Annotated in this window: 11 protein-coding genes; 10 read left to right on the forward strand and 1 reads right to left on the reverse strand. The window is 69.9% G+C overall.

Annotated features, from left to right (window positions below; genetic code table 11):
• From sufC to ACTOQ2_RS08570, 6 genes are all read left to right on the forward strand, one after another.
• A complete protein-coding gene (gene sufC / locus ACTOQ2_RS08545) occupies nucleotides 1–771 on the forward strand; it encodes a Fe-S cluster assembly ATPase SufC (RefSeq protein WP_440099144.1) in 771 nt (256 codons plus the stop codon).
• Nucleotides 771–2,030: a cysteine desulfurase gene (locus tag ACTOQ2_RS08550; RefSeq protein ID WP_440099145.1), complete on the forward strand. Its 1,260-nt coding sequence runs from the start codon at nucleotides 771–773 to the stop codon at nucleotides 2,028–2,030. The genes sufC and ACTOQ2_RS08550 overlap by 1 nt, the downstream gene beginning before the upstream one ends.
• A 118-nt stretch (nucleotides 2,031–2,148) precedes the next feature.
• Nucleotides 2,149–2,586 carry a Fe-S cluster assembly sulfur transfer protein SufU gene (gene sufU / locus ACTOQ2_RS08555; protein WP_362685821.1) on the forward strand — a complete coding sequence of 146 codons (438 nt, stop codon included), beginning with the start codon at nucleotides 2,149–2,151 and terminating at the stop codon, nucleotides 2,584–2,586.
• Entirely contained in the window at nucleotides 2,583–2,996 is a 414-nt protein-coding gene (locus ACTOQ2_RS08560; protein ID WP_440099146.1) for a metal-sulfur cluster assembly factor, read from the forward strand. The genes sufU and ACTOQ2_RS08560 overlap by 4 nt, the downstream gene beginning before the upstream one ends.
• A 366-nt stretch (nucleotides 2,997–3,362) precedes the next feature.
• Nucleotides 3,363–5,081, forward strand: a complete 1,719-nt coding sequence (locus ACTOQ2_RS08565; RefSeq protein ID WP_440099147.1) for a DEAD/DEAH box helicase — start codon at nucleotides 3,363–3,365, stop codon at nucleotides 5,079–5,081.
• A 571-nt stretch (nucleotides 5,082–5,652) separates the two neighbouring features.
• A complete protein-coding gene (locus tag ACTOQ2_RS08570) occupies nucleotides 5,653–6,348 on the forward strand; it encodes a hypothetical protein (protein ID WP_440099148.1) in 696 nt (231 codons plus the stop codon).
• Between the two features lie 25 nt (nucleotides 6,349–6,373).
• On the opposite strand, the gene ACTOQ2_RS08575 is transcribed toward ACTOQ2_RS08570, so the two are convergent.
• Entirely contained in the window at nucleotides 6,374–7,408 is a 1,035-nt protein-coding gene (locus ACTOQ2_RS08575; RefSeq protein WP_440099149.1) for a LacI family DNA-binding transcriptional regulator, read from the reverse strand.
• Between the two features lie 181 nt (nucleotides 7,409–7,589).
• Here ACTOQ2_RS08575 and ACTOQ2_RS08580 point away from each other — a divergent pair, with 181 nt between their 5' ends.
• From ACTOQ2_RS08580 to ACTOQ2_RS08595, 4 genes are all read left to right on the forward strand, one after another.
• Nucleotides 7,590–9,380 (forward strand): ABC transporter substrate-binding protein, encoded by a 1,791-nt coding sequence (locus ACTOQ2_RS08580; protein WP_440099150.1) that lies wholly within the window; start codon nucleotides 7,590–7,592, stop codon nucleotides 9,378–9,380.
• Between the two features lie 153 nt (nucleotides 9,381–9,533).
• Entirely contained in the window at nucleotides 9,534–10,529 is a 996-nt protein-coding gene (locus ACTOQ2_RS08585; RefSeq protein WP_440099151.1) for an ABC transporter permease, read from the forward strand.
• A complete protein-coding gene (locus tag ACTOQ2_RS08590; RefSeq protein WP_440066060.1) occupies nucleotides 10,526–11,431 on the forward strand; it encodes an ABC transporter permease in 906 nt (301 codons plus the stop codon). Before ACTOQ2_RS08585 ends, ACTOQ2_RS08590 begins: the two co-directional genes overlap by 4 nt.
• Entirely contained in the window at nucleotides 11,432–12,373 is a 942-nt protein-coding gene (locus ACTOQ2_RS08595) for an ABC transporter ATP-binding protein (RefSeq protein ID WP_440099152.1), read from the forward strand.
• Nucleotides 12,374–12,389: the final 16 nt, after the last annotated feature.

Consider the following 12,389-nt stretch of genomic DNA (forward strand, 5'->3'; position numbering starts at 1 on the left):
GTGTCTGACACGAGCCGAGTTCCCTCGGGTTCCACCCTGGAGATCCGCGACCTGCACGTCACCGTCGCCGACAAGGAGATCCTGCGCGGCGTCAACCTGACCGTGCGGGCCGGCGAGACCCACGCCATCATGGGCCCCAACGGCTCGGGCAAGTCCACGCTCGCGTACGCGATCGCCGGCCACCCCAAGTACACGATCACCAGCGGCCAGGTCCTGCTCGACGGGGTCGACCTGCTGGAGCTCACGGTCGACGAGCGCGCTCGCGCCGGCCTGTTCCTCGCCATGCAGTACCCGGTCGAGGTCCCCGGCGTCAGCGTCTCCAACTTCCTGCGCACCGCCGTCACCTCCGTCCGCGGCGAGGCCCCCAAGCTCCGCGAGTTCGCCAAGGACCTCAAGTCCGGCATGGACGCGCTGTCCATCGACGCGGCCTTCGCCCAGCGCAACGTCAACGAGGGCTTCTCCGGCGGCGAGAAGAAGCGCCACGAGATCCTCCAGCTGGAGCTCCTCAAGCCGAAGATCGCCGTCCTCGACGAGACCGACTCCGGCCTCGACGTCGACGCGCTGCGCGTGGTCTCCGAGGGCATCAACCGCTTCCGCTCCGGCGAGACCGGCGTGCTGCTCATCACCCACTACACCCGCATCCTGCGCTACGTGAAGCCGGACTTCGTCCATGTCTTCTCCGCCGGGCGGATCGTGGAGCAGGGCGGCCCCGAGCTCGCCGAGAAGCTCGAGGCGGAGGGCTACGAGGCCTACACGAAGGCGTCGGCCTGATGGACACCGGCCTTGACGTGGAGAGGATCAGGAAGGACTTCCCGGTCCTGTCCCGCGAGCTTCCCGGCGGCAGGCCGCTCATCTACCTCGACTCGGGCAACTCCTCGCAGAAGCCGACCCAGGTGGTCGAGGTGATGCGCGAGCACATGGCGATGCACTACAGCAACGTCGGCCGCGCCATGCACGTGCTGGGCGCGGAGTCCACCGAGGCGTACGAGGACGCCCGCGACAAGGTCGCCGCCTTCATCGGCGCGCCCGACCGCGACGAGGTCGTCTTCACCAAGAACGCCTCCGAGGCGCTCAACCTGGTGGCGTACGCCTTCGGCAACCCCATCGGCACCGACCCCCGCTTCCGGCTCGGCCCGGGCGACGAGATCGTCATCTCCGAGATGGAGCACCACTCCAACATCGTGCCGTGGCAGATGCTCGCGCAGCGCACCGGCGCGACGCTGCGGTGGTTCTCCGTCACCGACTCCGGCCGCCTGGACCTGTCCAACCTCGGCGAGCTCGTCAACGAGCGCACGAAGATCGTCTCGATCGCGCACCAGTCGAACGTGCTGGGCACGGTCAACCCGGTCGCTCCCGTGCTCGCCAGGGTCCGCGAGGTCGGCGCGCTGATGATGCTCGACGCCTCCCAGTCGGTGCCCCACCGGAAGGTGGACGTGGCCGCGCTGGGCGTCGACTTCCTCGCCTTCACCGGCCACAAGGTCCTCGGCCCGTCGGGGATCGGCGTGCTGTGGGGCCGCGGCGAGCTGCTCGAGGCGATGCCCCCGTTCCTGGGCGGCGGCGAGATGATCGAGGCGGTCTGGATGGACCACTCGACCTACGCGCCCGCACCGCACAAGTTCGAGGCGGGCACCCCGCCCATCGTCGAGGCCATCGGTCTCGGTGCCGCGATCGACTACCTGTCCGAGATCGGGATGGACGCCGTCACGCGCCACGAGCGCGAGCTCACGGCGTACGCGCTCGACGCCCTGGGGGAGATCCCGGGGCTGCGGGTGATCGGCCCGCTGGACCTCGAAGACCGGGGCGGCACGGTCTCGTTCACCCTGGAGGGGATTCACCCGCACGACGTCGGGCAGATCCTGGATGACAACTTCGGGGTGGCCGTGCGCGTGGGGCACCACTGCGCCCGCCCGCTCCACCTGAGGTTCGGGATTCCCGCGACCACGCGGGCGTCCTTCTACCTCTACAACACACCGGCCGAGATCGACGCCCTGGTCCGCGGCCTCCACCACGTGCGGAAGGTGTTCGCCTAGCCATGCCCGAGCAGTCGAGCCGGCGAGCGGGCGGACGGCGGGCGGCGGACGCCCGCCGCACGGCGCCCGGCGACGCGCGAGCGTACGGCGCAGCGAACGAGAAGGTGAGCACGGCCCTATGATCGCCGAGTCCATGTACCAGGAGCTGATCCTGGAGCACTACAAGCACCCGCAGGGGAGGGGGCTCCGCGATCCGTACGACGCCGAGGTCCACCACGTGAACCCGACGTGCGGTGACGAGATCACCATGCGCGTGAAGCTGGGCGACGGCGGCAAGGTCGAGGACGTCTCCTACGACGGGCAGGGCTGTTCCATCAGCCAGGCCGCGGCCTCCGTGCTGCACGAGCTGGCCACCGGCTCGACCGTCGACGACACCCTCGGCGTCGTGGACGAGTTCACCCGGCTCATGCAGGGCAGGGGAAAGGTGGAGGCGGACGAGGACGTGCTGGGCGACGCCGTCGCCTTCGCCGGGGTCGCCAAGTTCCCCGCTCGGGTGAAGTGCGCGCTACTGGCGTGGATGGCCTACAAGGACGCGGTCGTGAGGAGCACCAAATGAGCAAGGCTGTAGAGACCCCCACCACGGCGTACGACGGGGACACCACCCATGACGAGGTCATGGAGGCTCTCAAGGACGTCGTGGACCCCGAGCTCGGCATCAACGTCGTCGACCTGGGCCTGATCTACGGGCTCCACCTGGACGCCGCCGAGCAGGGCACCGAGGGCGGCGAGGGCACTGCGGGCGGCGAGGGCACCCAGGGCGCCGCTCTGCCGGTCGCCACCATCGACATGACGCTGACCAGCGCGGCCTGCCCGCTGACCGACGTCATCGAGGACCAGGCGCACTCGGCCCTGGAGGGCATGGTCTCCGACGTGAAGATCAACTGGGTGTGGCTGCCGCCGTGGGGCCCGGACAAGATCACTGACGAGGGGCGCGAGCAGCTCCGGATGCTGGGTTTCAACGTCTGAGAAGTGGTTTCCGGTACGGCTCGCACCCCCGGGGTTCGGGCCGTACCCAATTGTGTGAGAGGATTTCCGAGGCCGGGAAGAAAAGCCCGGCCTGGAGTGTTGACTCCAACCGACGGACAAGCGGCCGGCCGATGCCGGACGCCCCGACCGAACTCGGCACTGCGAACGCCGGGTATGCTTGATCGTGGTTTGACTGCGTGCGGGTAAGCTAGACCCGCCCCGTGCGGTGCGCCTCGACTTGCACCGCACTACCGCCCCCATGTGGGCGTTGATCCAGCGCGGCCTCAGGCCGTGCGTTCCAGGCTCGTCCTTTCGCAGAAGTGACGTGCCCCGTTCTTCTATCGAAAGGCACGAGTCTTCGTGACCATGCTTGACGCTGTTCTGCCCGAAATCGCCGACATCACCGAGATCTCCCAGGCCCCCGCAGGCGTGTCCGAGTTCACTCTCCTCGGCCTGCCGAAGCCGCTGGTGACCGGTCTCTCCCGTTCGGGCATCGACAGTCCCTTCCCCATCCAGCGGGCCACGATCCCCGACATTCTCGCCGGTCACGACGTTCTCGGCCGCGGCCAGACCGGCTCCGGCAAGACGCTCGCCTTCGGCCTGCCCATGATGACCCGCATCGCCGGCGCCAAGGCCCGTCCCGGCCACCCGCTGGCCGTCGTCCTGGTCCCGACCCGCGAGCTCGCCATGCAGGTGACCGACGCGCTCGAGCCGCTCGGCCGCGGCCTGTCGCTGCGGATGAAGACCGTCGTGGGCGGCATGTCCATGGGCCGCCAGATCGAGGCGCTGCGCCGCGGTGTCGAGGTCGTCGTGGCCACCCCCGGCCGCCTGACCGACCTCATGCAGCAGGGTGAGTGCATGCTGGACGAGGTCCAGGTGACGATCCTCGACGAGGCCGACCACATGTGCGACCTCGGCTTCTTCCCGGTCGTCAGCGCGATCCTGCAGCAGACCCCGGCCGACAGCCAGCGCCTGCTGTTCTCCGCCACCCTCGACGGCGACGTCGACAAGCTCGTCCGCCGCTTCCTCACCAACCCGGTGACCCACTCGATGGCCCCGGCCGCCTCCTCGGTCGACACCATGGAGCACCACGTGCTGGAGGTGCACCGCGACGACAAGTTCCCGGTGACCGCCGAGATCGCCAACCGCGAGGGCCGGACCATTATCTTCGTGCGCACCCAGCACGGGGTCGACCGGCTGTGCAAGCAGCTCGCCCAGGTCGGCATCCGGGCAGGCGGCCTGCACGGCGGCAAGCGCCAGAACCAGCGCACCCGCATCCTGGCCGAGTTCAAGGAAGGCACGATCAACGTCCTGGTCTGCACGGACGTCGCGGCCCGCGGCATCCACGTCGACAACATCAGTCTCGTGCTGCACGTCGACCCGCCCCAGGACCACAAGAGCTACCTGCACCGCGGTGGCCGTACCGCCCGCGCCGGGGAGAAGGGCACCGTCATGACGCTGGTGCTCCCCAACGAGCGCCGCTCCACCGACTCGATGACCCGCCGCGCGGGCATCAAGCCGTTCCGCATCAAGGCCACCCCGGGCCACCCGCGCCTGGAGGAGGTCGCCGGAGCGCGTACGCCCAGCGGCGAGCCGATCCCGGTCTGGGAGCCCTCGGCGCCGGCCGCCAAGCAGCGTCAGGGCCGCGGCGGCTTCGGCGGCAACGGTGGCGGCGGGCGTGGCCCGCGCCGCTTCCGCTCCGACCGTCCCGCCCACGGCGCCGGTGAGGGCCAGCAGCCCCGCGAGCGTTCCTTCGGTGACGACAACCGCGGCGGCGGCGCCTCCGGTGGCGGCCAGTACCGCTCCGAGCGCCCGGCCGGCGGCGGTTACCGTTCCGAGCGCCCGGCGGGCGGTGGCTTCCGCTCCGAGCGTCCCACCGGTGGCTACCGCGGTGGCGAGCGGCGCGAGCCGTTCCGCGCCGACCGTCCGGCCCCGGCCAGCGGCGGGTACCGCTCCGAGCGTCCCGCGGGCGAGCGCGAGCCGTTCCGCGGCGAGCGCCAGGGCGGCGGCTTCCGCGGCGGGGAGTTCCGCGCCGACGGCCGCGGCTCCGCCCCGCGCGGTGGCGGCAGCCGCTACGGCCGCTGATCACGCTGATCACCTCGTAGGGCTCTAGGGTCCTACCGCGACACCCCGAAGGGCCGGTACGGCATCCGCCGTACCGGCCCTTCGGCTTTCCGGGGCTTTTCGAGGTTCTCCGGGGCTTTCCGGGGTTTTGCCCGAGGCTTCGCGCGAGCGCGCCGGCGCCGAGCCGTCGCCCGGCGCCCGCTCGCCGGCGGCGTGTCGCCCTGACCGGACCTCCCCGGTGGCCGGTGGGACAACGGTGACCGGGGTCGATGCCGGTGGCTGCCGGATCCCGTGGTTGACGATCTAGCTTCAGCCGTCATTATGGCTGTATATCCCGCTATTTCCGTTCAGCTTCGAATGCCCTGGGGGCCGGGCACTCTCCGCCGGGCTGCCCGCATGATCAATTGATGCGTCCGGGATCTCCGAGATAAGAGGATAAATGCGCCTTTTGTGGTCCAGCCTCCGTGTTCTCGCTCGCCTTCCCCTCGTCGTCCTGACGGCCACGGCCGGGGCCGTCGCCGCCGTTCCCCCCGCGTCCCACGCCACGTCCGCCGTTCCCCACGCCGCGTCCCCAGCGTCCCCAGCGTCCCTAGTGTCCTCGGCGTCCGCCGCGCAGAGTTACCGCGTCCTGCAGCTCAACCTCTGCCACAGCGGCGTCAACACCTCCTGTTTCAACGGGGCCAACGTCATCCAGGAGGCGCGCGACATCATCGGCGCCAGGCAGCCGCAGGCCGTCACGCTCAACGAGATCTGCCGCGACGACCTGGCCCAGCTGGCCCCCTCGATGGGGAACGGCCACCAGGCGTTCGCCCCGGCGCTGCGGCCCGACGGCACGCCGGTGCGCTGCGTCAACGGGGACGAGTACGGCAACGGGCTGCTCTTCCGCGCCACCGGGGCGACGAACTTCTCCGGCGTCTACGCCACCCAGGACGGCGGGAGCGAGAGGCGCGTCTACGTGTGCGCCGAGTTCCCCGACCTCACCGGTTGCACCACCCACCTGTCGACCACGGGGAGCGTCGCCATGGCGCAGTGCAAGGCCGCCATCGCCATGCTGCGCGACCGGGGCGCCGCCACCAGGCCGACCTTCCTGGCCGGTGACTTCAACATGAGGTACGCGCCGCTGTTCGGGCAGAACGTCCAGAACTGCAACTCCGCTCCCTTCTTCAGGAAGGGGGACGGGGACGTGCAGCACGTCTTCGCGGCGAGCATGGGCTTCGAGCGCACCGACGTCATCTCCATGAGGTACACCGACCACCCCGCGCTGCTCGTCACCCTGACCAAGCCATGACGGGGCCGTGACGAGGTACTGCCGGTCAGCCCCCTGGCAGGGACCCGGCCGGCGGGGGCGGGGGAGCGGTGCTGCCCCTGGGGGTGAGGCGGGCGGCCTCGTCCTGGTACGGGCCGGCCTCCTCCCCGGCGACGAGGGAGAGGAGCCTGCGAGCGGCGTGGGCGCCATAGGCGGAGATGTCGCGGCTCAGCGCGGTGAGCGGCGGGCGGACGACCCGGGAGAGCGGGGAGTCGTCCCAGGCGACGAGGGACAGGTCGCGCGGGACGTCCAGGCGCAGGTCCTGGGCGGCCGACAGCCCGGCGACGGCCATGATGTCGTTGTCGTAGACGATCGCGGTGGGCCGGGCGGGGGAGCTGAGCAGGCGCCGGGTGGCGCGGGCGCCCTCCTCGCCGGTGTGGTCGGTGTGCACGGTCACGTGCTCGGCGACGCCGTCGCAGGCCTCGGCGAAGGCGCGGTCGCGCAGCACGGTGTGCACCAGGTGCGGCGGCCCGGCGACCCTGGCGATCCTGCGGTGGCCGAGCGCGGCGAGATACTCCACCGTCTCGCGCACGGCGCCGCCGACGTCGGACCAGACGGGGACCAGCGACCCCGCCCCCGACGGATCGCCGATCACCACGGCCGGCAGGCCCAGCGCCTCGAAGGCGGGGATCCGGGGGTCGTCCACGTGCAGGTCGACCAGGATGGCGCCGTCGACGCGGCCCTCTCCCCACCAGCGGCGGTAGACCGCGACCTCCTGCCCGTGGTCGGCGACCACCTGCAGCATGAGCGCGTACGAGCGGGCCGACAGCTCGCCCTCGATGCCGCTGACGAGCTCCATGAAGAAGGGGTCCATGCCGAGGGTGCGGGCCGGGCGGCACAGGGCCAGGCCGACGGTGCGGGACCGCGCGCCGTTCAGGGCGCGGGCCGCGCTGCTGGGACGCCAGCCGATCTCCTCGGCGATCGCCAGGATCCTGGCGCGGGTGCCCTCCGAGACGCCGGGCTGCCCGTTGAGGGCGTACGAGACGGCGCCCTTCGAGACCCCGGCCCGCCTGGCGACGTCCGAGATCGTCGGTCTCCTCATGATCCTCTCTCCCCGGCCGCTCCCCTCCTGACTGCGGTGATTGTAGCTGAACCGGTCTAGCCGCCTATTGACAGTGCAGACACATTGACTTTACGGTCGCGTTACTTATCCGGTTCAGCAAGCGCATGCGGTCGCGTTTAAATCGGTTGGGAGCGCTCCCATGCTGGAGAGGAGACTGTCGATGCGGATTCGACGAAGGTTCGCGACCCTCGGGGCGGCGGCCTGCGTGGCCTGCATGGCCGCGGCGGGGTGCACCGGCGGGTCCACCACACCGTCCGCTCCGAGCGCGGCGCCGCAGGGTTCCGGCGGAGCGGCCCCGTCGGCCGGAGCGGGCGGGGCGGGTGACGCGAACGCAGCGTTCCCCCGCAACGAGACCCTGTACACCAGCGGCACCCAGTGGGGTCCCCCGGCCAACTGGAACCCGCTGCGGACCTGGGACTCGGCCGTCGGCACCAAGGGGCTCATCTACGAGACCCTGTTCCTGTACGACCCCCAGACGGACAAGTTCACCCCCTGGCTGGCCGAGAGCGGCACCTGGACGGACGACAAGACCTACGAGCTCAAGCTCCGGCAGGGGGTCACCTGGGCCGACGGCAAGCCCTTCACCGCCGACGACGTCGTCTTCACGGTCGAGCTCGGCAAGATGAAGACCGTCCCCTACGCCAACCTGTGGGACTGGCTGGAGAAGGCGGAGGCGGTCGATCCGGGCACGGTCAAGTTCACCTTCTCCAAGGCCAACTACCAGCAGTGGGCCAACTGGGTCTACGGCAACGCGATCGTCCCCAAGCACATCTGGGAAGGTCTCTCCGAGGAGGAGGTGCTGAACGGCGTCAACGAGAAGCCGGTCGGCACCGGGCCGTACGCCTACCACAGCCACGACCAGGACCGGATGGCCCTGGTCAAGCGGGACGGCTGGTGGGCCACCGCCGCGCTGGGCAAGGACGTCAAGCCCAAGTACGTCGTCGACATCGTCAACTCCAGCAACGAGGTCGCGATGGGCCTGCTGCTGCAGAAGGGCCTGGACCTCAGCAACAACTTCCTGCCCGGGGTGGCCAACCTCGTCAAGGGCAACTTCGGCGTCCAGACGTACTATCCGGAACCGCCCTACATGCTCTCGGCCAACACCGCCTTCCTGGTGCCCAACACCACGAAGAAGCCGATGAACGACCCCGCCTTCCGCAAGGCGCTCGCCAACTCCATCGACACCAAGAAGATCGTCGAAGGCGTCTACGGCAACCTGGTCAAGGCGGCGAGCCCGACCGGCCTGCTGCCGCAGTGGGACAAGTACGTCGACCAGGCCGTGGTGAGCGAGAAGGGCTTCTCCTTCGACACCAAGAAGGCGAAGAAGCTGCTGGCCGACGCCGGGTACAAGGACGGCGACGGCGACGGGTTCGTGGAGAACAAGGACGGCTCCAAGGCCTCGCTGAAGGTCATCGTGCCGGCCGGGTGGACCGACTGGATGGAGGCGAGCCGGGTCATCGCCGAGGGCGCCAAGGCGGCCGGGATCGACCTCACCCCCGAGTTCCCCGACTACAACGCGCTGGTCGACCAGCGCACGTCCGGCAAGTTCGACCTGCTGCTCAACAACGAGCGGCAGCTGTCCAACACCCCCTGGATGTACTACGACTACATGTTCCGGCTGCCGATCAACAAGCAGCAGAACACCGTCAACTTCGGCCGCTACGAGAACAAGAAGGTCTGGGACCTCGTCCAGGAGCTCGACGGCAAGAAGGCCGACGACGCCGAGGGCATGAAGCAGGTCGCCTCGGAGATCCAGAAGATCCACCTGGACGATCTGCCGGTGATCCCGCTCTGGTACAACGGCCTGTGGGCGCAGACCAGCAACGCGGTCTGGACCAACTGGCCGTCCTCGGCCGCGGGCACCCCCAAGACCCCGCCGACCATGTGGCGCAACTGGCTGGAGCTGGGCGGGGTGCTGACCCTGACCGAGCTGAAGCCCGCCGGCGGCTGACCCCGCGATCCTCATCCCTCTCCCCGCGCGCCGCCCGGACGTCCCGTCCGGACTCCCGCCCGGACCGTCCGCCCGGACTCCGGGCGGACCCGCCGGGCCCCGTTCCGGGGCCGCGCGGGGGAGGGGCCCATCTCGCCGATTCTGGAGGATCGCGTGCGACGCTACTTCGGCCGGAAGCTGCTCGTGTACGGGCTCACCTTCCTCGTGGCCGTCACGATCAACTGGATGATCCCGCGCTTCATGCCCGGCGACCCGGTCCAGAGCATGCTGGCCAGGGCCAACGTGTCACAGCCCGCCGCCGTGGAGGCGATGCGCGCCCACTACACGAACCTGTTCGGGCTCGACCTGCCGCTCTGGAAGCAGTACGCCAACTTCTGGGCCGCGCTCTTCCGGGGCGACCTGGGCACCAGCATCTGGCTGTTCCCCACCCCGGTGACCGACGTCATCGTGCGGGCGGTGCCGTACACGCTGGCGCTGCTCATCCCGTCCATCCTGCTCAGCTGGTGGGCGGGCAACAGGTTCGGCGCCTTCGCGGCCAGGCGGAAGTGGCTGGACAACACGGCCCTGCCGATCGGGTACGTGCTCACCGCCACGCCCTACATGTGGCTGGCCATCCTGATGGCCTGGGGGCTGGGCGTGGTGGCGGGGATCTTCCCCGTCTCCGGCGGCTACAGCTTCTCCATGCGGCCCAACTGGTCGTGGGAGTTCCTCGGGGACCTGGCGCTGCACTGGTTCCTGCCGTTCGTCTCGCTCTTCCTCGTCGCGTTCGGCGGCTGGGCGATCGGCATGCGCAACATGATCATCTACGAGCTGGAGGCCGACTACTCCACCTACCTGTCCTCGCTCGGGGCCTCGCAGCGGCTCATCCGGCGCTACGCGTTCAGGAACGCGGTCCTGCCGCAGATCACCGGCCTGGCCCTGCAGCTCGGCGTGCTCGTGGCCGGAGCCCTGGTCACCGAGATCGTCTTCTCCTATCCGGGGCTGGGCCACCTGATCCTCAAGGCGATCCAGAACCAGGACTTCTTCCTGCTGCAGGGGGCCTTCCTGTTCATCGTCGTGGGCGTGCTGATCGCCAACTTCATCATCGACATCGTCTACGTCCTGGTCGATCCGCGTACCAGGACCGGGATGGGAGGGGAGGCCGCGTGACCGCCGTGCCCGCGGACCCGCGCCCGGAGGGGAAGGCCGCCGTGACGGCCGTGCCCGCGAGGCGCCGCGAGGGACTGTACTTCGCGATGCGCAACGGGAAGCTGCTGGCGGGGCTGGCCGTGCTGGTCCCGCTGCTCGTCCTGGCCGTCGCCGCTCCCGTGATCGCCGGAGGCGACCCCAACGCCTACGTCGCCACCCCCGCCTCGCCGCCCTCGGCGGAGCACTGGTTCGGCACCACCATGTTCGGCCAGGACATCTTCGCCCAGTTCGTCTACGGCCTGAGTCTCACCTTCCAGGTGGGGGTGCTCGGCGGCGGGCTGGCCGCGATCATCGGCATGACGGTCGGCTTCACCGCCGGGTACCGGGGCGGGCTGGTCGACGAGGTGCTGAACATGCTCACCAACATCGTCCTGGTCCTGCCCGCGCTCGCGGTGCTGCTGATCGTCAATGCCTACCTCGGGGTCCGCAGCGTCGGCGTGCAGGCGCTCTTCATCGGGCTCACCTCCTGGCCCTGGGCGGCCAGGGCCATCAGGGCCCAGACGTTCTCGCTGCGCTCGCGCGACTTCGTGGACCTGGCCAGGCTCAGCGGGGTGCGCACCTGGAAGATCATCGCCAGGGAGATCGCGCCCAACATGAGCTCGTACCTCTTCATGACCTTCATCCTGCTGTTCGGCGGGTCGGTCCTGATCGCCGCCTCGCTCGACTTCATCGGCCTCGGCCCCAGCGAGGGCGTCTCGCTCGGCCTGATGCTCAACAACGCGGCCCGCTGGAGCGCCCTCCACCTGGGCATGTGGTGGTGGTTCGTCCCGCCGGGGGCCGGGATCACCGCCATCGTCGGCGCCCTCTACGTGATGAACGTCGGCCTCGACGAGGTGTTCAACCCGAAACTGCGGGAGCTGTGAATGACTCTGCGCGTGAACGACCTGCGGGTCCACTACCGGACCCTGCGCGGCGAGGTGCGGGCGCTCGACGGCGTCAGCTTCGACGTCGGCGACGGCGAGATCCTCGGCCTGGCGGGCGAGTCCGGCTGCGGCAAGACGACCCTCGGCAAGAGCCTCATCAGGATGGACGGCCGGATGCGGCTGGCCGGGGGCGGTGCCGAGCTGGACGGCGAGGAGCTGCCGATCGGCGACGACCGCCGGATGAACCCCTTCCGGTTCAGCCGGGTCTCCCTCATCCCGCAGTACTCCATGAGCGCGCTGAACCCCACCAGGAAGATCGGCCGGATGGTCGCCGAGCTGCTCGCCTCCCGGGGCGAGCGCCTCGACGTCACCGAGCTGGAACGTCGTCTCGACCTGGTCGAGCTGCCCCGCGACGTCCTGGACCGCTACCCGATCGAGCTGTCGGGCGGGATGAAGCAGCGGATGGTCATGGTCGTCTCCACCCTGCTCGACCCGTCCCTGCTCATCGCCGACGAGATCACCTCCGCGCTCGACGTGTCGACCCAGAAGGCCGTGGCCAGGACCCTGGTGGAGTTCAGGGACCGGGGTTTCGTGCGCAGCATGATCTTCATCACCCACGACATCTCGCTGACCTACCAGATCGCCGACACGATCATGGTCATGTACGCGGGGAGGCTGGCCGAGAAGGCTCCGGCGGGGGTGATCGTCAACGAGCCGCGCCATCCGTACACGCGGATGCTGATCTCCTCGCTGCCCGAGGTCGGCGTCCGCCACGCCGAGCGCAGGCTGTCGGGCATTCCCGGGAGGCCTCCCTCGCTGCTCGACCCGCCCTCCGGCTGCCGGTTCAGGGACCGCTGCCCGCTCGCCTTCGAAAGATGCGCGGAGGACCCTCCGCCGGTCGAGGTCGCCCCCGGCCACCACGTCGCCTGCTGGAAGGCCTGACCCGAAGGATTTCGGA

This window comes from Streptosporangium sp. H16 (assembly GCF_051918855.1).
Taxonomy (GTDB): domain Bacteria; phylum Actinomycetota; class Actinomycetes; order Streptosporangiales; family Streptosporangiaceae; genus Streptosporangium.